Source organism: Escherichia sp. MOD1-EC6098, assembly GCF_002965865.1.
Lineage (GTDB): Bacteria > Pseudomonadota > Gammaproteobacteria > Enterobacterales > Enterobacteriaceae > Escherichia > Escherichia marmotae.
In genome coordinates, this window is sequence record NZ_PTSN01000002.1 from 245,405 (window position 1) to 267,144 (window position 21,740).

Below are 21,740 nucleotides of genomic sequence, written 5' to 3' on the forward strand. Positions count from 1 at the left end.
TGGCCAGACCTTAACATGTGACACAGACGATGACACCCTGGTTCCTTTACTTGATTCGTACCGCCGACAATAAGCTTTATACCGGGATCACCACGGACGTCGAACGCCGCTATCAGCAGCATCAAAGCGGTAAAGGGGCGAAAGCACTGCGCGGGAAAGGCAAACTGACATTGGCATTTTCCGCACCGGTTGGCGACCGTTCGCTGGCATTACGGGCGGAATATCGCGTCAAGCAACTGACCAAACGACAGAAAGAATGCCTGGTTGCGGAAGGCGCTGGGTTTGCAGAGTTATTAAGTAGCCTGCAAACCCCGGAGGTTAAAAGCGATTGAAGTGATCGTGGTACTCAACCAGCCCGGTTACACCATTCAGCGCGTCATCCGCTAAACGATGTACCAGGAAGGCGCTTTCTGTGCCCGGCCAGCGGCAACGCAGATCGTGATGCGCCGCCAGTTCAAAGCCAAAACGGCTGTACAGCGCCGGATCGCCCAGCGTTACCACTGCGGCATAGCCGAACTCATTAAGCGAATCCAGTCCTTCATAGACCAGTTGGCGTGCCAGCCCTTGCCCGCGATATTTTTCATCTACCGCCAGCGGAGCCATGCCAACCCATTGCAGGTCTTCGCCCTGCACATCTACCGGACTGAATGCCACATAGCCAATGACCTGGCCTTCGTCATCTGTCACCACCAGTCCCAGCGTCAGAAAGCCATCTTCACGCAGATCGTGAACCAGCTTCGCTTCCGCATCGCTTTCGAATGAACGACGCAGCAGGGCATCAATACCCGGCGCATCAATGGGAATTTCTACTCGAATTAGCATGGTTCACCTACCGATGTCTGTTTGGTTTCAGGCGTGGTTTTCATCCCCGCCTCAACAAAATCCGCCAGTTGCAGCAGCATCATGCGTAAGGCTTTTGGCATTTGCTCCAGTTCAATGGCGTCCATCAGGTTTTTCACATACAGCCCCAGCTCCGTATCACCTTCAATCACTAGCCGACGCTGGAAGAAAAGTGTATCCGGATCCTGTTTACGCGCTGCGATCATCAGCAAATCGCTGGCGTCGGCACTAAAACTCACGTCTGCTTGCGCGTTCTGGCTAACGACCAGTTTGCCATTCACCACCGAGGTAAACCATTGCAGGTCAATATCACGCACATGAATACTTAACCAGCGGCCTTCAAGGAACTCCAGCTCGCCATCGTCCAGCGCCTGGCGGAATTGCCAGCTTAAGACTTGCTCAAGAACCTGGCGTTTTAGCGCAAATGGCGTCAGTTTTACCGGTACACTCAACAGAGATGGCCCCAAATGCACAATACGGGAACGCAGTTTATCCAACACGAGTTTTACTCCCTGTTTCAACAATCATCCTATTTTGCCATATCAGGAAAATAACATAGCGGTATAAATCAACAATTCCATATGAAATTGCTGCTACCACCAATACAACTTTAACTGCCTTAAATCAAAAATTGTCGCAGCAAGGTTAACTAAAATCCCAGTTCGTTAACATTTTTGCGTTTTGATAGCGCAACCTTCAGGAAAAATTATGGAGCTGCTCTGCCCTGCCGGAAATCTCCCGGCGCTTAAGGCGGCCATCGAAAACGGCGCAGATGCTGTTTATATCGGGCTAAAAGATGATACCAATGCCCGTCACTTCGCCGGCCTTAACTTTACCGAGAAAAAATTGCAGGAAGCGGTGAGTTTTGTCCATCAACATCGCCGCAAACTTCACATCGCGATTAACACTTTTGCGCACCCGGACGGCTACGCCCGCTGGCAACGTGCCGTGGATATGGCGGCACAACTGGGTGCCGACGCGCTGATCCTTGCCGATCTTGCCATGCTGGAGTACGCCGCCGAGCGTTACCCACATATTGAACGTCACGTGTCGGTGCAGGCTTCAGCGACCAATGAAGAGGCAATTAACTTTTATCATCGCCATTTTGATGTCGCCCGCGTGGTGCTACCACGCGTACTGTCGATTCACCAGGTGAAACAACTGGCACGGGTCACGCCAGTTCCGCTGGAGGTCTTTGCTTTCGGCAGCCTGTGCATTATGTCGGAAGGACGTTGCTATCTGTCGTCGTATCTGACCGGTGAGTCGCCCAACACCGTGGGTGCGTGTTCTCCTGCCCGCTTCGTGCGCTGGCAACAAACGCCGCAGGGGCTGGAATCCCGCCTTAACGAGGTGCTGATCGACCGTTATCAGGACGGCGAAAACGCAGGTTATCCGACGCTGTGTAAAGGGCGTTATCTGGTGGACGGCGAGCGCTATCACGCACTGGAAGAACCAACCAGTCTCAATACCCTGGAACTGCTGCCTGAGCTAATGGCGGCGAATATTGCTTCGGTGAAAATCGAAGGCCGCCAGCGTAGCCCGGCGTATGTCAGCCAGGTGGCGAAAGTCTGGCGTCAGGCTATCGACCGTTGTAAGGCCGATCCGCAAAACTTCGTGCCACAAAACGCGTGGATGGAGACGCTCGGGTCGATGTCCGAAGGCACGCAAACCACCCTTGGCGCATATCACCGTAAATGGCAGTGAGAAAAGCAATGAAATATTCCTTAGGGCCAGTGCTGTGGTACTGGCCAAAAGAGACGCTGGAAGAATTTTATCAGCAGGCCGCCACCAGCAGCGCCGACGTGATTTATCTTGGTGAAGCGGTATGCAGCAAGCGTCGGGCAACGAAAGTTGGCGACTGGCTGGAGATGGCAAAATCGCTCGCCGGAAGTGGCAAGCAGATTGTGCTCTCCACGCTGGCGCTGGTACAGGCCTCTTCCGAGCTGGGCGAACTGAAACGCTATGTTGAGAACGGCGAGTTTCTGATTGAAGCCAGCGATCTCGGCGTGGTGAATATGTGCGCCGAACGCAAACTCCCGTTCGTCGCCGGGCATGCGCTGAACTGCTACAACGCAGTGACGCTGAAAATATTGCTCAAACAGGGCATGATGCGCTGGTGTATGCCGGTAGAACTTTCCCGCGACTGGCTGGTGAATCTGCTCAATCAGTGTGATGAACTGGGTATTCGCAACCAGTTTGAAGTGGAAGTCTTGAGCTACGGCCATCTGCCGCTGGCGTACTCAGCCCGCTGCTTCACCGCACGCTCGGAGGATCGCCCGAAAGATGAGTGCGAAACCTGCTGCATTAAATATCCGAACGGGCGCAACGTGCTGTCACAGGAAGATCAGCAGGTGTTTGTGCTCAACGGCATTCAGACCATGAGCGGCTATGTTTACAACCTCGGTAACGAGCTGGCGTCAATGCAGGGGCTGGTCGATGTGGTTCGCCTGTCACCGCAGGGCACAGACACTTTTGCTATGCTCGACGCCTTCCGCGCCAATGAAAATGGCGCTGCGCCGCTGCCGTTAACGGCTAATAGCGACTGCAACGGTTACTGGAAACGGCTGGCAGGGCTGGAACTGCAAGCGTAAGTAAATAGCTCACTTTGTTAACAACTTTAACTACTCTTTAATGCAGTATTAAAGATTAATCGGTAACAAAGTGAGCTGTTATGACTGATAAAACCATTCCGTTTTCGCTACTCGATCTGGCCCCCATCCCCGAAGGTTCAACGGCGCGAGAAGCGTTCTCCCACTCTCTGGACCTGGCTCGTCTGGCTGAAAAGCGCGGCTATCATCGCTACTGGCTGGCGGAACATCACAATATGACCGGCATTGCCAGTGCGGCGACATCGGTGTTGATTGGCTATCTGGCAGCGAATACCACCACGTTGCATCTGGGTTCCGGCGGCGTGATGTTACCTAACCATTCACCGTTGGTAATTGCAGAACAGTTCGGCACACTCAATACGCTCTATCCGGGTCGAATCGATTTGGGGCTGGGTCGTGCTCCAGGTAGCGATCAGCGGACAATGATGGCGCTGCGTCGCCATATGAGTGGTGATATTGATAATTTCCCCCGCGATGTTGCTGAGCTGGTGGACTGGTTTGACGCTCGTGATCCCAATCCACATGTACGCCCGGTGCCAGGCTATGGCGAGAAAATCCCGGTGTGGTTATTAGGCTCCAGCCTTTACAGCGCACAACTGGCGGCGCAGCTCGGCCTGCCGTTTGCATTTGCCTCACACTTCGCGCCGGATATGCTGTTCCAGGCACTACAACTTTATCGCAGCAACTTTAAACCCTCCGCACGACTGGAGAAACCGTACGTAATGGTGTGTATCAATATCATCGCCGCTGATAGCAACCGCGACGCTGAATTCCTGTTTACCTCGATGCAGCAAGCCTTTGTGAAGCTACGCCGCGGTGAAACCGGGCAACTGCCACCACCGATTCAGAATATGGATCAGTTCTGGTCGCCGCCCGAGCAGTATGGCGTGCAGCAGGCGCTGAGTATGTCGCTGGTGGGCGATAAAGCGAAAGTGCGTCACGGTTTACAGTCGATCCTGCGCGAAACCGACGCTGATGAGATTATGGTTAACGGGCAGATTTTCGACCACCAGGCGCGGCTGCATTCGTTTGAACTGGCGATGGATGTGAAGGAAGATTTACTGGGATAGTGTGTTTTATTTTGTCGGATACGGCGGGAAGCCTTATCCGACCTGGCAACGCCGCCCTACGTAGACCTGATAACCGAAGCGCATCAGGCATTGTGCAGGCAGCAGAAATGTCGGATAAGGCACAGATGATTACTGATACACCGGCAGCAAATTAAAGCTCGATAAAATATGGATCAATGCATTGCCAATACCAAATAGCAGAATCAGAACGATCATCGGTTTGCCGCCCCAGACGCGGAATTTCGGGCTGCTAAAGCGTTTACGCGATGCGCGGGCCAGCAGAGCCGGAACAATTGCCGCCCAGATGGTAGCAGCTAAACCAGCATAACCAATGGCGTAGAGAAATCCGTTAGGGAACAGCAGGCCACCAACGACAGGTGGCGCAAAGGTCAACAGTGCCGTTTTAAAGCGCCCCAATGCCGAATCATCAAAGCCAAACAGATCCGCCAGATAGTCGAACAGGCCCAGCGTTACGCCGAGGAACGAACTCGCTACCGCAAAGTTTGAGAACACTACCAGCAGCAGATCCAGACTACGACTGTTCAGCACACCGCTTAATGCCTGCACCAGCACATCAATATTTCCGCCCTTCTCTGCAATGCCAATAAACTCCGGACGCGGAATGTTGCCCATCGTCGCCAGCAACCAGATGGTATACAGCGCCAGCGCCATCAACGTACCGTACACCAGACATTTCACAATGGTTTTCGGGTCTTTGCCGTAATACTTCATCAGGCTTGGTACGTTGCCGTGATAACCAAACGACGCCAGACAGAACGGTAGTGTCATCAGCAGATACGGTGCATAAGACGCATTGCTTTCCGCAACGTTGAACAATGTCGCAGGCTGCACATGCCCCAGCAAGCTACCGAAGGTGAGGAAGAATGTAATAACTTTCGCTCCCAACACAATCGCCGTCATACGGCTGACTGCTTTGGTGCTCAACCACACCACAAACGCCACCAACAGTGCAAAACCAAAACCTGCCGCTCTGGCCGGAACATTCAGCGACATCTCCGCGAAGGTGTGATGCAAAATAGAACCGCTGGCAGAAATATAGGCGTAGGTCAGAATGTAGAGCACAAAGGCAATAGAGATACCGTTGACGACATTCCAGCCTTTGCCCAGCAAATCTTTGGTGATGGTATCAAAGCTCGAACCGATTCGATAATTCAGGTTAGCTTCCAAAATCATCAATCCGGAATGCAGCATACAAAACCAGGTGAAGATTAGCGCCGCCATTGACCAGAAAAACCACGCCCCGGACATGACCACGGGCAAGGAGAACATCCCTGCGCCAATAATGGTGCCGCCGATAATCACCACGCCGCCAAGCAGCGACGGTGACGTTTGGGTGGTGGTTAGTGTTGCCATAAGGGCTTCTCTCCAGTGAAAAATAGTGCGACTGCGTTGTTATGTGTTGCACTGTACCAGTACGCGAGTACAAAAGAAATAAAAAAAAGCCCCAATCGATATGATTAGGGCTGTATATATTATTTTACAGAATGTATTCGCTGATCAGCGCGAATTACGCATCGCCACCGAAACGACGACGACCGGTAGACTCTTCACGACGCGGTGCACGGCCTTCGCGACGTTCGCCACTGAAGCGACGACCATCACCACGACCACCTTCACGGCGTTCACCGCTGAAGTTGCGACCGCCTTCACGACGCTCGCCACCGACACCACGACCACCACCACGACGTTCAGTTTGCGGCTGTGCATCGCCCAGCAGTTGCATGTTCATCGGCTTGTTGAGGATGCGGGTACGCGTAAAGTGTTGCAGCACTTCACCCGGCATACCTTTCGGCAATTCGATGGTGGAGTGAGAAGCAAACAGCTTGATGTTACCGATGTAACGGCTGCTGATGTCACCTTCGTTAGCAATTGCGCCAACGATATGACGAACTTCAACGCCATCATCACGACCCACCTCAATGCGGTACAACTGCATATCGCCAACATCGCGACGTTCACGACGCGGACGATCTTCACGGTCACCACGCGGGCCACGGTCGTTACGATCGCGCGGACCACGATCATCACGGTCACGGAACTCACGTTTCGGACGCATCGGCGCATCTGGCGGCACGATCAGAGTACGTTCGCCCTGTGCCATTTTCAGCAGTGCGGCAGCCAGAGTTTCGAGATCCAGCTCTTCACCTTCTGCAGTCGGCTGAATTTTGCTCAGCAGTGCACGGTATTGATCCAGATCGCTGCTTTCCAGTTGCTGCTGTACTTTAGCAGCAAATTTTTCCAGACGGCGTTTGCCCAGCAGTTCTGCGTTCGGCAGTTCTACTTCTGGAATGGTCAGTTTCATAGTACGTTCAATGTTGCGCAGCAGACGACGCTCGCGGTTCTCAACGAACAGCAGCGCACGACCCGCACGACCCGCACGACCGGTACGACCGATACGGTGAACGTAAGACTCGGAATCCATCGGGATATCGTAGTTAACCACCAGGCTGATACGCTCAACGTCCAGGCCACGGGCCGCAACGTCGGTCGCGATCAGGATATCCAGACGACCATCTTTCAGACGTTCCAGAGTCTGCTCACGCAGTGCCTGGTTCATGTCACCGTTCAGGGCAGCACTATTGTAACCGCTGCGCTCAAGGGCTTCAGCCACTTCCAGAGTCGCGTTTTTGGTACGAACGAAGATAATCGCCGCATCAAAATCTTCCGCTTCAAGGAAACGTACCAGCGCTTCGTTTTTGCGCATACCCCAGACAGTCCAGTAGCTCTGGCTGATGTCAGGGCGGGTAGTCACGCTGGACTGAATGCGCACTTCCTGCGGCTCTTTCATAAAGCGGCGGGTAATGCGACGAATCGCTTCCGGCATGGTTGCAGAGAACAGAGCGGTCTGATGACCTTCCGGGATCTGCGCCATAATGGTTTCAACGTCTTCGATGAAGCCCATGCGCAGCATTTCGTCAGCTTCATCCAGAACCAGACCGCTCAGTTTAGAGAGATCCAGAGTGCCACGTTTCAGGTGGTCCAGCAGACGGCCCGGAGTACCGACAACGATCTGCGGCCCCTGACGCAGGGCACGTAATTGCACGTCATAACGCTGGCCGCCGTAAAGGGCAACCACGTTTACGCCGCGCATGTGTTTAGAGAAATCCGTCATTGCTTCAGCAACCTGTACCGCCAGTTCGCGGGTCGGTGCCAACACCAGAATCTGTGGTGCTTTCAGCTCAGGATCAAGATTTTGCAGCAGAGGTAAAGAGAATGCTGCAGTTTTTCCGCTCCCCGTCTGGGCCATACCCAGAACGTCGCGGCCATTCAGCAGATGTGGGATACACTCTGCCTGAATTGGAGATGGTTTTTCGTAACCCAGATCGTTAAGGGCTTCAAGGATAGGAGCCTTCAGGCCCAGATCTGCAAAAGTGGTTTCGAATTCAGCCATGTAGTACGTGTGCCTCAAAATTAATGGCGGCCAGTCTACATAACTCATCATGAAATTGATCAGCAATTTTCATTGAAAAGTGTGAACCGGCTCAAAGTAGGTGTATTAACGAACAACAACGCCCTCACCCGTTAAGGTGATGGCAATCAAATAAGATTACGGGCTGATGTGTACGTCAGCTATTGCTGGTCCGATTCTGCCAGGTCATCTTGGTCCTGGCCCAGGAGCGATAATTCCAACAATGCGTATCGGTGCTCAACAAAGTTATGAACGTTGTTGGCAACCGCCAGTTTGAACAGTGCCGTGGCGCTGTCCAAATCCCCCAGACTTAGGTAGTACTTACCTAAATAGAAGTTGGTTTCACTGAGATGCTCAGCGAGCGAGGTGTTATCCGTTGCGTCCGCCTTGAGCCTTTCCATTAACGTTTGTTCGCTAATGTTGCCCAGGTAGAACTCGACAATGTTCCATCCCCACTGTTCCTTGTCCGATTTTTCGAAGTGCTGTTTCAACACTTCTTTAGCCTGCTTCTCATCGAGCTTCTGCTCAGCGAGATAAAGCCACAGACTACGGAAAGGATCATTGGGATCGTCTTGATAAAACGCCAGCAGATCATCTTGCGCTAACTTGTCACGACCGCCGTAATATAATGCGATCCCGCGATTCAAGTGCGCGTAGTTGTAAGTTGGATCAAGCTCAAGTACAGAATCAAACGCTTCATAGGCAGCATCAAAATTGCCTGCCTGCGTTAAATATATGCCTAAGTAATTGAATACTTCAGGCATATCCGGTCGGATTGCCAGCGCTTGCGAAAAATCGTTACGCGCTAATGCCCTCAGACCGAGACTATCATACAACACTCCGCGCTCATATAAAAGCTGCGCGCGTTCGTCATCGGTTAAAGCCCGACTGGCAAGGATCTGTTCCATACGTGCCAGAATCACTTCCTGCTGTAAAGTCGGTTGCAATGGTACTGCGAGGACTTCACTTTTACGCCAGGAAGTATTACTGCATCCTGCAAGCGTAAGTGCTGTCGCAACGAAACACCAGCGCAAAAAAGGCTTCATTTCCCACTCCCGAAGACCACGGTTGAATGAACGTCCTGTTCCCGGTTGCTAACAAGGCGTCCTGCCCGGTTAAAAGCCCCCCGTCAACGCGGAGGGCAAATGGCAACCTTACTCGCCCTGTTCAGCAGCCGGAGCTTCCGGTGCTACAGCAGGTTGAGACTGCTCAGTCGCTTCTTTAATGCTCAGACGGATACGGCCCTGGCGATCAACTTCCAGAACTTTTACCGGAACTTCCTGACCCATCTGCAGGTAATCAGTCACTTTCTCAACACGCTTGTCAGCGATTTGAGAGATGTGTACCAGACCTTCTTTACCGCCGCCGATGGCAACAAATGCGCCAAAGTCAACGATACGGGTCACTTTACCATTGTAGACGCGACCCACTTCGATTTCTGCAGTGATCTCTTCGATACGACGAATAGCGTGTTTTGCTTTCTCGCCGTCGGTCGCGGCGATCTTCACAGTACCGTCATCTTCGATTTCGATAGTGGTGCCGGTTTCTTCAGTCAGAGCACGGATTACAGAACCGCCTTTACCGATAACGTCTTTAATCTTGTCCGGGTTAATCTTAATGGTATGGATACGCGGAGCGAACTCAGAGATATCGCCACGCGGCGCGTTGATCGCCTGTTCCATTACGCCCAGGATGTGCAGACGCGCACCTTTAGCCTGGTTCAGCGCAACCTGCATGATCTCTTTGGTAATACCTTCAATTTTGATATCCATCTGCAGTGCAGAGATACCGTCACGGGAACCCGCAACTTTGAAGTCCATATCGCCCAGGTGGTCTTCGTCACCCAGAATGTCAGACAGTACAACGTAGTTGTCGCCTTCTTTCACCAGCCCCATTGCGATACCCGCAACAGCGGCTTTGATTGGCACACCTGCGTCCATCAGCGCCAGAGACGCACCGCACACAGAAGCCATAGAAGAAGAACCGTTGGATTCGGTGATTTCAGACACAACACGTACGGTGTACGGGAATTTGTCCATATCCGGCATTACTGCCAGCACGCCGCGCTTCGCCAGACGACCGTGACCAATTTCACGACGCTTCGGAGAACCGACCATGCCGGTTTCGCCTACGGAGTACGGAGGGAAGTTGTAGTGGAACAGGAAGGTGTCAGTACGTTCGCCCATCAGTTCATCAAGAACCTGTGCGTCACGTGCAGTACCCAGTGTTGCGGTAACCAGCGCCTGAGTTTCACCACGGGTAAACAGCGCAGAACCGTGAGTACGCGGCAGCACGCCTGTGCGCACATCCAGACCACGGATCATATCTTTTTCACGACCGTCGATACGCGGTTCGCCTGCCAGTACGCGGCTACGAACAACGTTTTTCTCGATAGCGTGCAGAATTTCACCCAGTTCGTTTTCGTCCAGGGTTTCGTCTTCAGCAAGCAGCGTAGCGATGGTTTCAGATTTGATGACATCAACCTGTGCATAACGCTCTTGTTTGTCGGTGATGCGGTAAGCATCGCTCAGACGAGCTTCAGCCAGTGCAGCAACGCGCGCGTTCAGCGCTTCGTTTACCGGCTCCGGCTGCCAGTCCCAACGCGGTTTACCGGCTTCTTTCACCAGTTCATTGATGTTCTGAATAACAACCTGCTGCTGTTCATGACCGAACACCACTGCGCCCAACATGACGTCTTCGCTCAGCAGTTCTGCTTCAGATTCAACCATCAGCACAGCGGCTTCAGTACCGGCAACAACCAGATCCAGTTTGCTCTCTTTCAGCTCATCCTGAGTTGGGTTCAGTACATACTGGTCATTGATGTAACCCACGCGAGCAGCACCAATCGGACCATTGAACGGGATACCAGACAGAGACAGTGCTGCGGAAGCACCAATCATCGCAACGATATCCGGGTTAACCTGCGGGTTAACAGAAACCACGGTGGCGATAACCTGAACTTCGTTGACGAAGCCTTCCGGGAACAGCGGGCGAATCGGGCGGTCAATCAGACGCGCGATCAGGGTTTCGCCTTCGCTTGGACGGCCTTCACGACGGAAGAAGCTACCCGGGATACGACCAGCAGCGTAGGTACGCTCCTGATAGTTAACGGTCAGAGGGAAGAAGTCCTGACCTGGTTTGGCTTTTTTCTGGCCAACAACGGTAACGAATACCGCGGTGTCATCCATGCTAACCATAACTGCGGCAGTGGCTTGACGCGCCATCATGCCAGTTTCCAGTGTAACGGTATGTTGGCCGTACTGGAATTTACGAACGATCGGATTAAGCAATGTAATATCCTTTCTCTTTCTTAGACAGCACCTTAACGGCACTGGTGTTAATACCCGATCTTCTGCGCATCCTCGCGACTAATGACAACCCTAACCCAGCCTGATGTGGGTAAAGCCTCTCATTAGCCGCGCGAACCTCTGCAACGGAAGATCATTCATAGCAACAATACATTAGTTTCCAGTGAATTGCTGCCATCAGCTTGAAAAAAGGGGCCACTCAGGCCCCCTTTTCTGAAACTCGCAAGAATTAGCGACGCAGACCCAGGCGCTCGATGAGCTGGGTGTAACGCGCTACGTCTTTACGTTTCAGGTAGTCGAGCAGTTTACGACGCTGAGAAACCATGCGCAGCAGACCACGACGGCTGTGGTGATCTTTTTTGTGCTCTGCAAAGTGGCCCTGCAGGTGGTTAATCTGTGCAGTCAGCAGTGCTACCTGAACTTCGGTAGAACCGGTGTCGTTTGCACCACGACCAAACTCAGAAACGATTTTAGCTGTTGCTTCAGTACTTAGAGACATTTTAAAACTCCAAAGTATATAGAATGAAAGGACGCCGATCTCTAATTCAGCGATCCCAGTGTACGTTACGTAAAGTGTTAAACAATTTACGCGACGTTAAGCGGCAGTATTCTACTCGTAGCGACCTGTTATCGCAAGATGGATAGCATTACGCCGGGTATTCAACCACCAGGCGACGAGGCGCAACGCGGCCTTCATCGTCAATTTCGCCCATACCGATAAACTTACCGTTTTCACCTTCTGTAACACGAACCAGTCCTTCCAGTGGCGCACCGGATGTACGAACCGGGTTACCATTTTTGAAGTAAACAGAAGACGTTAGCGGAAGATTCACCACCGGGTAGTCCGAAGCTGGACTGTCCATTGGCATCAGTAATGGATCAAGTAATTGTGCCGCCGAAATACCCTGCTGTTCGGCTTGCTCGACAAGTTCACGCAGATGTTCCATAGTCACCATTCGTTCAACCGGATATTTGCTTACAGCCAGACGGCGCAGATAAATCACATGTGCGCCACAGCCAAGTTTTTCACCCAGGTCATCAATGATGGTGCGGATATAGGTGCCTTTTGAGCAATGAATTTCCAGCTCCAGTTCATTGCCTTCGTGACGAATAAACAGCAACTCATAAACGGTAATCGGTCGTGCTTCACGAGGCACTTCAATGCCCTGACGCGCGTACTCGTACAGTTTTTTACCCTGATATTTCAGCGCAGAATACATCGAAGGGATTTGTTCAATATCGCCACGGAATGAATCGAGTGCCGCCGCCAGTTGCTCTGCACTAAAGGTTACCGGGCGCTCCTCAACGATTTGTCCGTCTGCGTCAGAAGTATCAGTACGCTGTCCAAGACGCGCAATCACCCGATAACGTTTATCAGAGTCCAGCAGATACTGGGAAAACTTCGTCGCTTCCCCGAGACAAATCGGCAACATGCCGGTCGCCAGCGGGTCCAGCGCGCCGGTATGTCCAGCACGATTGGCGTTATAAATGCGTTTCACTTTTTGCAGCGCATCGTTGCTGGACATACCCTGCGGTTTATCCAGCAACAAAACGCCGTTAATGTCGCGGCCGCGACGACGAGGACGACTCATTAGTCCTCCTTGCTGTCGTCCGGATTAACACGACGTTCTTCGTCATGCTTAACCACACTGGTCACCAGGTTTGACATACGCATCCCTTCAACCAGTGAGTTGTCGTAGAAGAAGGTCAGTTCCGGCACGATACGCAGGCGCATCGCTTTACCAAGCAGGCTGCGGATAAAGCCGGAGGCTTCCTGCAACGCTTTGATGCCCGCTTTTACCGCATCTTCATCTTTGTCGTTGAGGAAAGTTACATACACTTTGGCATAGGCCAGGTCACGAGACATCTCGACACCGGAAACGGTGGTCATCATGCCCAGACGAGGATCTTTAATTTCGCGTTGCAGGATGAGAGCGATCTCTTTTTGCATTTCCTGCGCTACGCGCTGCGGGCGACCAAATTCTTTCGCCATAATAAATTCTCCTGACAAAAAAGGGGCCATAAGCCCCTTTTTAAAATTAATTTCAGGTGGAAGGGCTGTTCACGTAGGCCTGATAAGACGCACGAGCGTCGCGTCAGGCAACGGCTGCCGGATGCGGCGCAAACGCCTTATCCGGCCTACACCCAATCAACCTTAGGCAATCGTACGCTGAATCTCGATGATTTCGAACACTTCGATCACATCGCCAGTGCGCACGTCGTTGTAGTTCTTAACGCCGATACCACACTCCATACCGTTACGGACTTCGTTAACGTCATCTTTGAAGCGGCGCAGGGACTCCAGCTCGCCTTCGTAGATAACCACGTTGTCGCGCAGAACGCGGATCGGGTTGTGACGTTTAACCACACCTTCGGTAACCATACAACCTGCGATGGCACCAAATTTCGGTGATTTGAACACATCGCGAACTTCCGCCAGACCGATGATCTGTTGTTTCAGTTCCGGAGAGAGCATACCGCTCATCGCCGCTTTCACTTCATCGATCAGGTTATAGATGACGGAGTAGTAACGCAGATCCAGGCTTTCAGCCTCAATCACTTTACGCGCAGAGGCATCAGCACGGACGTTGAAGCCAACCAGAATCGCGTTGGATGCAGCCGCCAGGGTCGCGTCGGTTTCGGTGATACCACCTACACCAGAACCGATGATCTTCACTTTTACTTCGTCAGTAGACAGTTTCAGCAAGGAGTCGGAAATCGCTTCTACAGAACCCTGTACGTCAGCCTTCAGAACGATGTTCACTTCATGAACTTCGCCTTCAGTCATGTTGGCGAACATGTTCTCCAGTTTAGATTTCTGCTGACGCGCCAGTTTAACTTCACGGAATTTGCCCTGACGATACAGTGCAACTTCACGTGCTTTCTTCTCGTCACGTACAACGGTAACTTCATCACCCGCTGCCGGAACACCGGACAAGCCGAGGATTTCCACCGGAATGGACGGACCTGCTTCCAGTACTTCCTGACCCAGTTCGTTACGCATTGCACGAACACGACCGTATTCGAAGCCACACAGAACGATGTCACCCTTGTGCAGAGTACCTTCACGTACCAGTACAGTTGCAACCGGACCACGACCTTTATCGAGGAAAGATTCGATGACCGCACCGCTCGCCATCCCGTTACGTACGGCTTTCAGTTCCAGGACTTCGGCCTGCAGCAGGATCGCATCCAGCAGTTCGTCGATACCCGTACCCGCTTTTGCAGATACGTGTACGAACTGGCTTTCACCGCCCCACTCTTCCGGCAGGATGCCGTACTGAGACAGTTCGTTTTTAACACGATCCGGATCGGCTTCTGGCTTATCGATTTTGTTCACTGCAACCACCACAGGCACACCTGCCGCTTTCGCGTGCTGGATTGCTTCGATGGTCTGCGGCATTACGCCGTCATCTGCAGCAACAACCAGAACTACGATGTCAGTTGCCTGCGCACCACGTGCACGCATTGAAGTAAACGCGGCGTGCCCCGGGGTGTCCAGGAAGGTGATCATGCCGTTTTCAGTTTCAACGTGGTATGCACCGATGTGCTGGGTAATGCCACCCGCTTCACCAGAAGCCACTTTCGTTGAACGAATATAGTCCAGCAGAGAAGTTTTACCGTGGTCAACGTGTCCCATGATGGTCACAACCGGTGCACGCGGTTCAGCCGCAGCACCTGTATCACGGTCACTCATTACCGCTTCTTCCAGTTCGTTTTCACGACGCAGGATAACTTTGTGGCCCATCTCTTCGGCAACTAACTGTGCGGTTTCCTGGTCAATGACCTGGTTGATGGTTGCCATTGCACCCAGCTTCATCATCGCTTTGATGACCTGAGAGCCTTTAACCGCCATCTTGTTAGCCAGTTCGCCAACAGTGATGGTTTCACCAATCACGACGTCACGGTTAACAGCCTGAGCTGGTTTCTGGAAGCTCTGCTGCAGCGAAGAACCTTTACGTTTTCCGCCTTTACCACCACGTACTGCTGCGCGCGCTTCTTCGCGATCAGCTTTAGATTCAGAATGTTTATTGCCTTTCTTCGGACGTGCTGCTTTCGCGTTACGGCCACGGCCACGACCGCCTTCGACTTCACGATCGCTTTCGTCTTCTGCCTGGCGAGCATGTTGAGAGGTGGTAACGTGATAATCACTGGAATCTTCAGTCGGTTCCGCGTTATCAGTCCATTTGTTTTCTTCCGCCATACGACGTGCTTCTTCAGCAACGCGACGTGCTTCTTCTTCGAGTTTACGACGTGCTTCTTCTTCAGCTTTGCGCTTAAGCTCTGCAGCTTCCTGCTCACGGCGGGCTTTTTCAGCCTGGGCGGTTTTAGTCATATCGTCTTGTTGATTGCTCACTTTGTCTTTTTCCGCAGCTTCACGTTTTGCTTGTTCAGCGGTTTCACGTTTCGCTTGTTCTGCGGCCTCACGTTCAGCTTTTTGTTGCGCCTCGCGTTTGGCCGATTCTTCTGCCTCACGACGGGCTTGCTCTTCCGCTTCACGCTGCGCTTGCTCTTCCGCTGCAAGGCGTTCAGCCTCTTGCGGATCGCGTTTCACAAAGGTGCGTTTCTTGCGGACTTCGATTTGTACCGATTTACTTTTTCCACCGGTACCAGGAATGTTAAGGGTGCTACGTGTTTTACGTTGCAGCGTTAATTTGTCCGGCCCTGAATTTTTCTGATTCAGGTGGTCAATTAAAGCCTGTTTCTCTTGTGCGGTCACAGAGTCGTCAGCAGACTTCCGGATACCTGCATCAGCAAATTGCTGTACCAGGCGTTCCACGGAGGTCTGTCGCTCTGCGGCCAGCGTTTTAATCGTCACATCTGTCATGCTGTTCCTTCCTGCTACAGTTTATTACGCTTCGTCACCGAACCAGCAAATATTACGGGCAGCCATAATCAGTGCTCCGGCTTTTTCGTCGGTCAACCCTTCGATATCAGCCAGATCATCAATGCCCTGTTCGGCGAGATCTTCCAGCGTACAAACGCCACGGGCGGCCAGTTTGAATGCTAAATCACGATCCATCCCTTCAAGATTCAGCAGATCGTCAGCCGGTTTGTTATCACCGAGGCTTTCTTCCTGGGCCTGTGCAATGGTGGCCAGTGCATTTTTAGCACGCTCGCGCAGTGCTTCAACAGTCGGCTCATCAAGGCCTTCAATTTCCAGCAGCTCTTTCATCGGCACGTAGGCCAGTTCTTCCAGAGTCGAGAAGCCTTCTTCTACCAGGACAGTGGCGAAGTCTTCGTCAATGTCGAGATAACGGGTGAAGGTGTCGATCGCTGCGTGCGCTTCCGCCTGATGTTTAGCTTGCAGGTCGTCAACGGTCATTACGTTAAGTTCCCAACCACTCAACTGCGAAGCCAGACGCACGTTCTGACCATTACGCCCAATCGCCTGCGCCAGGTTACCGGCTTCAACAGCGATATCCATGGTGTGTTTATCTTCATCCACCACGATAGAAGCAACGTCTGCCGGTGCCATCGCGTTAATAACGAATTGCGCCGGATTATCATCCCACAGGACGATATCGATACGCTCGCCGCCAAGCTCAGTGGAAACAGCCTGAACACGTGCACCACGCATACCCACGCAAGCACCTACCGGATCGATACGTTTATCGTTGGTTTTCACCGCGATTTTCGCACGAGATCCCGGATCGCGAGCCGCTGCTTTAATTTCAATAACTTCTTCGCCAATTTCCGGCACTTCAATGCGGAACAGTTCGATCAGCATTTCTGGCTTGGAACGGGTAACGAAAAGTTGCGCACCACGCGCTTCCGGGCGAACAGAATAGAGCACGCCACGAACGCGGTCACCTGGGCGGAAGTTCTCACGCGGCAGCATATCTTCACGCAGGATCACAGCTTCAGCATTGTTGCCCAGATCCAGAGAGATATTATCGCGGTTTACTTTTTTCACCACGCCGGTGATGATTTCACCTTCGTGTTCACGGAACTGATCAACAACCATCGCACGTTCGGCTTCACGAACTTTCTGCACGATAACCTGCTTTGCCGTCTGGGTCGTAATACGGTCAAAGGTGACAGACTCAATCTGATCTTCAACGTAATCGCCCAGGTTCAGGCTTTCATCTTCATAACGCGCGGCTTCAAGGGTGATTTCTTTAGTTGGCTGAGTGACTTCATCAACAATCAGCCAACGACGGAAGGTGTCAAAATCACCGCTTTTGCGATCGATCTGTACGCGGACGTCGATCTCTTGTTCATATTTTTTCTTGGTTGCTGTAGCCAGCGCGCTTTCCAACGCTTCGAAAATTTTCTCGCGAGGCAGCGCCTTTTCATTGGAGACGGCTTCAACTACAGCCAAAATTTCTTTGTTCATCGCGGGGTTTTCACCTCATCCAGACTATTAAAAGTGGGGAACCAGGTTCGCCTTCTGGATATTACTCAGCGCGAACACTTCATCTTTACCTTCGACGGTAACTGTGATCATTTCACCGTCTACCGCTTTGATAACGCCCTGCCATTTACGACGGTTTTGTACCGCCATACGGAGTACCAGAGTGACCTCTTCTCCGACAAAACGGGCGTAGTGTTCAGCCGTGAACAGTGGGCGATCGAGACCCGGTGAGGAGACTTCCAGGTTATAAGCAACGGTGATGGGATCTTCAACATCCAACACAGCACTTACCTGGTGGCTCACATCAGCACAATCATCAACATTGATGCCATCTTCACTATCAATATAGATGCGCAGTGTGGATGTGCGACCGCGAATAAACTCGATGCCAACCAGTTCAAAACCCAGGGCCTCAACTGGCGCAGTAATCATCTCTGTTAATTTTTGCTCTAATGTGGACAAGCCCACCCCCAAGACATAAAAAAAGGGCCTAAAGCCCAGTTATTCTGTAGTCAGATAACAAAAAACCCCGATAAATCGGGGCTTTATATAACTGAACCCTATAACCGCAAATGCGGTCTGGAGCACTTTCCAGAAGGATTTTTTCAAATCCCACTACGAAGGCCGAAGTCTTCACAGTATATTTGAAAAAGAACTCTAAGGGAAAGTGGTTGCGGGGGCCGGATTTGAACCGACGACCTTCGGGTTATGAGCCCGACGAGCTACCAGGCTGCTCCACCCCGCGCCTGAAACGTGGCAAATTCTACTTGTTTTGAGTAAAAAATGCAAATACTGCTGGGATTTGGTGTACCGAGACGGGACGTAAAATCTGCGGCCATTATAGTGATCCACGCCACATTTTGTCAACATTTATTGCTAATCATGTGAATGGATATCCAGTTCACTTTCATTTGTTGAATACTTTCATCCTCTCCTTACCTCTCTTAAGCGCATTATTTTACAAAAAACACACTAAACTCTTCCTGTCTCAGATAAAAGATGATTAAATGAAAACTCATTTATTTTGCATAAAAATTCAGTTAGAGCAGAAATACAGGCTCATAATCAGTTAATCAAGCAGGGTGTTATTTTATGACGACGATTCTCAAGCATCTCCCGGTAGGTCAACGTATTGGTATCGCTTTTTCTGGCGGTCTGGACACCAGTGCCGCACTGCTGTGGATGCGACAAAAGGGAGCTGTCCCTTATGCATATACTGCAAATTTGGGCCAGCCAGACGAGGAGGATTATGATGCGATCCCTCGTCGAGCCATGGAATACGGCGCGGAGAACGCTCGTCTGATCGACTGCCGCAAACAACTGGTGGCTGAAGGTATTGCCGCTATTCAGTGTGGTGCTTTCCATAACACCACCGGCGGTCTGACCTATTTTAACACCACGCCGCTGGGCCGCGCCGTAACCGGCACCATGCTGGTTGCTGCGATGAAAGAAGATGGCGTTAACATCTGGGGTGATGGCAGCACCTATAAAGGAAACGATATCGAACGTTTCTATCGTTACGGCCTGCTTACCAACGCCGAATTGCAGATTTACAAACCGTGGCTTGATACTGACTTTATTGATGAGTTAGGCGGTCGTCATGAGATGTCTGAATTTATGATTGCCTGCGGTTTCGACTACAAAATGTCGGTTGAAAAAGCCTACTCCACAGACTCCAACATGCTCGGCGCGACGCACGAAGCGAAAGATCTGGAATACCTCAACTCCAGCGTCAAAATCGTCAACCCGATTATGGGTGTGAAATTCTGGGACGAGAGCGTGAAGATCCCGGCAGAAGAAGTCACGGTACGTTTTGAGCTGGGGCATCCGGTAGCGCTAAACGGTAAAACCTTTAGCGACGATGTAGAAATGATGCTTGAAGCCAACCGCATTGGTGGCCGTCACGGTCTGGGCATGAGCGACCAGATCGAAAACCGTATCATCGAAGCGAAAAGCCGTGGTATCTACGAAGCTCCGGGGATGGCTCTGCTGCATATCGCTTATGAACGTCTGCTGACCGGTATTCACAACGAAGACACCATTGAGCAATATCACGCGCATGGTCGCCAGTTGGGACGTCTGCTGTATCAGGGGCGTTGGTTCGACTCCCAGGCGCTGATGCTACGAGACTCCCTGCAACGCTGGGTTGCCAGCCAGATTACAGGTGAAGTTACCCTGGAACTGCGTCGCGGTAACGACTACTCCATCCTCAATACTGTCTCTGACAACCTGACTTATAAGCCAGAGCGTCTGACAATGGAAAAAGGTGACTCAGTGTTCTCACCAGACGATCGTATTGGTCAACTGACCATGCGTAACCTGGATATCACTGACACCCGCGAGAAACTTTTCGGTTATGCCAAAACTGGCCTGCTCTCCTCTTCTGCCGCTTCGGGCGTACCGCAGGTTGAGAATCTGGAAAACAAAGGTCAGTAATTTCAGAGAGTTCGTGCTAAAGGCCGCCATTGCGGCCTTTTTTTACGGCTAAGAGAATGTGGCCACGCTTGGGATTCACATGTCCGGTTTCGGAGTTAAAGTAAAATTCAAATTAAATAAAGTAAATATCAGTCCATTCTATTTTTACTTTATTCTTTCATGCTCAGTAAAAGGAATGACCAATGAATGGTGAATATTTTGCACGCCTCGCAGTACATACTCTGAAATGTACCCAAAAAGATTTAGCAAACCAGTTAGGTGTTTCCTCAACACAAATTAGCAAGTGGAAAAAAGGGGAACATATGTCTACTGACATGGAAAAAAATTCAGAGATATTACACAAATAGGGCATTACTCTCCTCAACTAGTTGAATGGGCGGGCTCAGTCGAGAATGCTGAGAAATGGGATCGACTTATCCATTTTCTTGCTCAACAAGCTATGGAAGGCTCTGAAACGGGTTATATAACACGACCTATTACTGACGAAGATGGCTTTTTGGTTGAAGAAACAATAGATGTGTTGAACCGCATAGGTTTTCCTTCACCTCTTTCCTTTCCCAAAGAACTTAATATTGACGGCAAAAATGCTGATCATAAAGAGGCTTTTTGGGAGGTCATAGAGAGCAACGCTCATTGTTCCGTAATCAATGATATTTACCATGCTCTGAATGACGTTTATGGATTCTACATAGCATATGTTGATGAGTTAGTTCAGGATGATGATTTAGATGTCTATTCCAACGAAGCCATCAATATTCAGAGTTCATTGATATCACTTGCCGCATGCAAAATTGAAATTGATACTCCTATTGCGTCAAACATTAAACAGTTTCGTTATAAAGTTCAAAAAGACTACGAAAATTGGTTGAATCAACTCAAGATGATGGCATTCAGGGCGGGAATCTCGTTAAGAGCCGAACTTCTGGATATGGTTTATAACACTGCTGACCAACTTAGCGTTGCAGCAGAAGCCGAAAGTTTCGATTTCAATAAATCTCGCATTCATCCTGATATATACATGAACGAGATCCTTACTGGTATGAGAATAATTCACCAGGTGCTTCCGTTAATAATGCAAAAGTTAGAAATTACAGATTTCAAACTGGATGAAACAGACTTACGGGTGGGGAAATAACTATCAGAATGTTTAACTTATAAAAACGAAAAAAGACGCTTTTCAGCGTCTTTCTTTCGGAATATTGGTACTGAGGATGGGACTCGAACCCACAAGCCCGTTAGGGCACTACCACCTCAAGGTAGCGTGTCTACCAATTCCACCACCTCAGCACAGATACTACTCTTAGTTCGGGATATCGCTGGTCGGCTTAGCCGGAGCAGCAGGCTGAGTCTGTTCGGTTTTCGCCGGAGCACTCAGATTTTCCCATTCGCTACCTTTATTGGTTTTATTACTGTTGATGTTACCCAACACCAGACTGATGATGAAGAACAACGTTGCCAGCACAGCCGTCATACGGGTCATGAAGTTACCAGAACCACTTGAACCAAACAGCGTAGCGGAAGCGCCTGCTCCGAAGGAGGCTCCCATATCAGCGCCTTTACCTTGCTGCAGCATGATCAGACCAACAAGGCCAATTGCTACAATAAGGAAAACTACTAAAAGAGCTTCGTACATAATCAACCTGTTCCTTGCGGAGTTGCCGCGTACCAATGCTTCAACCAATAAAGCGG

The 21,740-nt window shown here is 51.1% G+C and carries 21 protein-coding genes and 2 tRNA genes; 7 read left to right on the forward strand and 16 right to left on the reverse strand.

Translation table 11 applies throughout. From position 1 onward, the window contains the following. The first annotated feature begins 29 nt into the window (after positions 1-29). On the forward strand, positions 30-332 hold the full coding sequence (gene yhbQ, locus C0K55_RS03975) for a DNA damage response exodeoxyribonuclease YhbQ (RefSeq protein ID WP_000189335.1): 303 nt from the start codon (positions 30-32) through the stop codon (positions 330-332). On the opposite strand, the gene C0K55_RS03980 is transcribed toward yhbQ, so the two are convergent. Both C0K55_RS03980 and ubiT read right to left on the reverse strand, forming a co-directional pair. Beyond that, the gene (locus C0K55_RS03980) at positions 319-822 is read right to left on the reverse strand and encodes a GNAT family N-acetyltransferase (protein ID WP_105266164.1); all 504 of its coding nucleotides are present in this window, start codon (positions 820-822) and stop codon (positions 319-321) included. The genes yhbQ and C0K55_RS03980 overlap by 14 nt on opposite strands. After that, positions 816-1,340, reverse strand: coding sequence for a ubiquinone anaerobic biosynthesis accessory factor UbiT (gene ubiT / locus C0K55_RS03985; protein ID WP_001517154.1), 525 nt, complete (start codon positions 1,338-1,340; stop codon positions 816-818). The genes C0K55_RS03980 and ubiT overlap by 7 nt, the downstream gene beginning before the upstream one ends. 208 nt (positions 1,341-1,548) lie before the next feature. On the opposite strand from ubiT, the gene ubiU reads away from it, so the two are divergent. The 3 genes from ubiU to C0K55_RS04000 all read left to right on the forward strand — a co-directional run bounded on the left by ubiU (position 1,549) and on the right by C0K55_RS04000 (position 4,519). Continuing rightward, positions 1,549-2,544, forward strand: a complete 996-nt coding sequence (ubiU, locus tag C0K55_RS03990) for a ubiquinone anaerobic biosynthesis protein UbiU (protein WP_001517155.1) — start codon at positions 1,549-1,551, stop codon at positions 2,542-2,544. 8 nt (positions 2,545-2,552) lie between these two features. Then, a complete protein-coding gene (locus C0K55_RS03995) occupies positions 2,553-3,431 on the forward strand; it encodes a U32 family peptidase (RefSeq protein WP_001517156.1) in 879 nt (292 codons plus the stop codon). A gap of 80 nt (positions 3,432-3,511) precedes the next feature. Further along, the gene (locus C0K55_RS04000) at positions 3,512-4,519 is read left to right on the forward strand and encodes a luciferase-like monooxygenase (RefSeq protein WP_000130417.1); all 1,008 of its coding nucleotides are present in this window, start codon (positions 3,512-3,514) and stop codon (positions 4,517-4,519) included. A gap of 129 nt (positions 4,520-4,648) precedes the next feature. Here C0K55_RS04000 and mtr read toward each other — a convergent pair whose 3' ends face one another. The 12 genes from mtr to C0K55_RS04060 form a co-directional block, all read right to left on the reverse strand. After that, complete coding sequence (gene mtr / locus C0K55_RS04005; RefSeq protein WP_105266165.1) at positions 4,649-5,893, reverse strand: tryptophan permease; 1,245 nt, start codon at positions 5,891-5,893, stop codon at positions 4,649-4,651. A gap of 154 nt (positions 5,894-6,047) precedes the next feature. Continuing rightward, positions 6,048-7,931 (reverse strand): ATP-dependent RNA helicase DeaD, encoded by a 1,884-nt coding sequence (gene deaD, locus C0K55_RS04010; protein WP_010379192.1) that lies wholly within the window; start codon positions 7,929-7,931, stop codon positions 6,048-6,050. Further along, positions 7,924-8,004 carry a protein YrbN gene (gene yrbN / locus C0K55_RS04015; RefSeq protein WP_010723222.1) on the reverse strand — a complete coding sequence of 27 codons (81 nt, stop codon included), beginning with the start codon at positions 8,002-8,004 and terminating at the stop codon, positions 7,924-7,926. Before yrbN ends, deaD begins: the two co-directional genes overlap by 8 nt. A 106-nt stretch (positions 8,005-8,110) precedes the next feature. Continuing rightward, positions 8,111-8,995 carry a lipoprotein NlpI gene (gene nlpI / locus C0K55_RS04020; protein WP_000802080.1) on the reverse strand — a complete coding sequence of 295 codons (885 nt, stop codon included), beginning with the start codon at positions 8,993-8,995 and terminating at the stop codon, positions 8,111-8,113. 108 nt (positions 8,996-9,103) lie between these two features. Continuing rightward, positions 9,104-11,239 carry a polyribonucleotide nucleotidyltransferase gene (gene pnp, locus C0K55_RS04025; protein WP_000933928.1) on the reverse strand — a complete coding sequence of 712 codons (2,136 nt, stop codon included), beginning with the start codon at positions 11,237-11,239 and terminating at the stop codon, positions 9,104-9,106. A gap of 247 nt (positions 11,240-11,486) precedes the next feature. Then, complete coding sequence (gene rpsO, locus C0K55_RS04030) at positions 11,487-11,756, reverse strand: 30S ribosomal protein S15 (RefSeq protein WP_000059469.1); 270 nt, start codon at positions 11,754-11,756, stop codon at positions 11,487-11,489. Positions 11,757-11,904: 148 nt separating this feature from the next. Continuing rightward, positions 11,905-12,849 carry a tRNA pseudouridine(55) synthase TruB gene (gene truB / locus C0K55_RS04035; protein WP_105266166.1) on the reverse strand — a complete coding sequence of 315 codons (945 nt, stop codon included), beginning with the start codon at positions 12,847-12,849 and terminating at the stop codon, positions 11,905-11,907. Next, positions 12,849-13,250, reverse strand: coding sequence for a 30S ribosome-binding factor RbfA (rbfA, locus tag C0K55_RS04040; protein WP_001040205.1), 402 nt, complete (start codon positions 13,248-13,250; stop codon positions 12,849-12,851). Before rbfA ends, truB begins: the two co-directional genes overlap by 1 nt. Positions 13,251-13,412: 162 nt before the next feature. Continuing rightward, positions 13,413-16,085, reverse strand: a complete 2,673-nt coding sequence (infB, locus tag C0K55_RS04045; RefSeq protein ID WP_000133058.1) for a translation initiation factor IF-2 — start codon at positions 16,083-16,085, stop codon at positions 13,413-13,415. Between the two features lie 24 nt (positions 16,086-16,109). Further along, on the reverse strand, positions 16,110-17,597 hold the full coding sequence (gene nusA / locus C0K55_RS04050; protein ID WP_001031045.1) for a transcription termination factor NusA: 1,488 nt from the start codon (positions 17,595-17,597) through the stop codon (positions 16,110-16,112). A 27-nt stretch (positions 17,598-17,624) separates the two neighbouring features. Continuing rightward, positions 17,625-18,077 carry a ribosome maturation factor RimP gene (gene rimP, locus C0K55_RS04055; RefSeq protein WP_001300397.1) on the reverse strand — a complete coding sequence of 151 codons (453 nt, stop codon included), beginning with the start codon at positions 18,075-18,077 and terminating at the stop codon, positions 17,625-17,627. Between the two features lie 206 nt (positions 18,078-18,283). Continuing rightward, positions 18,284-18,360, reverse strand: a tRNA-Met gene (locus tag C0K55_RS04060). A gap of 347 nt (positions 18,361-18,707) precedes the next feature. Here C0K55_RS04060 and argG point away from each other — a divergent pair. From argG to C0K55_RS04070, 3 genes are all read left to right on the forward strand, one after another. Then, entirely contained in the window at positions 18,708-20,051 is a 1,344-nt protein-coding gene (argG, locus tag C0K55_RS04065) for an argininosuccinate synthase (protein ID WP_001517161.1), read from the forward strand. Positions 20,052-20,233: 182 nt separating this feature from the next. After that, the gene (locus C0K55_RS26475; RefSeq protein WP_236942151.1) at positions 20,234-20,398 is read left to right on the forward strand and encodes a helix-turn-helix domain-containing protein; all 165 of its coding nucleotides are present in this window, start codon (positions 20,234-20,236) and stop codon (positions 20,396-20,398) included. A 92-nt stretch (positions 20,399-20,490) separates the two neighbouring features. Next, positions 20,491-21,186 carry a hypothetical protein gene (locus C0K55_RS04070; protein WP_105266640.1) on the forward strand — a complete coding sequence of 232 codons (696 nt, stop codon included), beginning with the start codon at positions 20,491-20,493 and terminating at the stop codon, positions 21,184-21,186. Positions 21,187-21,251: 65 nt separating this feature from the next. On the opposite strand, the gene C0K55_RS04075 is transcribed toward C0K55_RS04070, so the two are convergent. Together C0K55_RS04075 and secG are read right to left on the reverse strand one after the other, a co-directional pair. Further along, positions 21,252-21,338 (reverse strand) — tRNA-Leu (locus C0K55_RS04075). Between the two features lie 13 nt (positions 21,339-21,351). Next, a complete protein-coding gene (gene secG, locus C0K55_RS04080) occupies positions 21,352-21,684 on the reverse strand; it encodes a preprotein translocase subunit SecG (RefSeq protein WP_001517162.1) in 333 nt (110 codons plus the stop codon). Positions 21,685-21,740: the final 56 nt, after the last annotated feature.

Excerpts from the sequence above, each read along its gene's own strand:
- yhbQ (WP_000189335.1), top strand. The coding sequence starts at position 30 with ATGACACCCTGGTTCCTTTACTTGATTCGTACCGCCGACAATAAGCTT.
- C0K55_RS03980 (WP_105266164.1), bottom strand. The coding sequence starts at position 822 with ATGCTAATTCGAGTAGAAATTCCCATTGATGCGCCGGGTATTGATGCC.
- ubiU (WP_001517155.1), top strand. The coding sequence starts at position 1,549 with ATGGAGCTGCTCTGCCCTGCCGGAAATCTCCCGGCGCTTAAGGCGGCC.
- C0K55_RS03995 (WP_001517156.1), top strand. The coding sequence starts at position 2,553 with ATGAAATATTCCTTAGGGCCAGTGCTGTGGTACTGGCCAAAAGAGACG.
- C0K55_RS04000 (WP_000130417.1), top strand. The coding sequence starts at position 3,512 with ATGACTGATAAAACCATTCCGTTTTCGCTACTCGATCTGGCCCCCATC.
- mtr (WP_105266165.1), bottom strand. The coding sequence starts at position 5,893 with ATGGCAACACTAACCACCACCCAAACGTCACCGTCGCTGCTTGGCGGC.
- deaD (WP_010379192.1), bottom strand. The coding sequence starts at position 7,931 with ATGGCTGAATTCGAAACCACTTTTGCAGATCTGGGCCTGAAGGCTCCT.
- yrbN (WP_010723222.1), bottom strand. The coding sequence starts at position 8,004 with ATGAAAATTGCTGATCAATTTCATGATGAGTTATGTAGACTGGCCGCC.
- nlpI (WP_000802080.1), bottom strand. The coding sequence starts at position 8,995 with ATGAAGCCTTTTTTGCGCTGGTGTTTCGTTGCGACAGCACTTACGCTT.
- rpsO (WP_000059469.1), bottom strand. The coding sequence starts at position 11,756 with ATGTCTCTAAGTACTGAAGCAACAGCTAAAATCGTTTCTGAGTTTGGT.
- truB (WP_105266166.1), bottom strand. The coding sequence starts at position 12,849 with ATGAGTCGTCCTCGTCGTCGCGGCCGCGACATTAACGGCGTTTTGTTG.
- rbfA (WP_001040205.1), bottom strand. The coding sequence starts at position 13,250 with ATGGCGAAAGAATTTGGTCGCCCGCAGCGCGTAGCGCAGGAAATGCAA.
- infB (WP_000133058.1), bottom strand. The coding sequence starts at position 16,085 with ATGACAGATGTGACGATTAAAACGCTGGCCGCAGAGCGACAGACCTCC.
- nusA (WP_001031045.1), bottom strand. The coding sequence starts at position 17,597 with ATGAACAAAGAAATTTTGGCTGTAGTTGAAGCCGTCTCCAATGAAAAG.
- argG (WP_001517161.1), top strand. The coding sequence starts at position 18,708 with ATGACGACGATTCTCAAGCATCTCCCGGTAGGTCAACGTATTGGTATC.
- C0K55_RS26475 (WP_236942151.1), top strand. The coding sequence starts at position 20,234 with ATGAATGGTGAATATTTTGCACGCCTCGCAGTACATACTCTGAAATGT.
- C0K55_RS04070 (WP_105266640.1), top strand. The coding sequence starts at position 20,491 with ATGGAAGGCTCTGAAACGGGTTATATAACACGACCTATTACTGACGAA.
- secG (WP_001517162.1), bottom strand. The coding sequence starts at position 21,684 with ATGTACGAAGCTCTTTTAGTAGTTTTCCTTATTGTAGCAATTGGCCTT.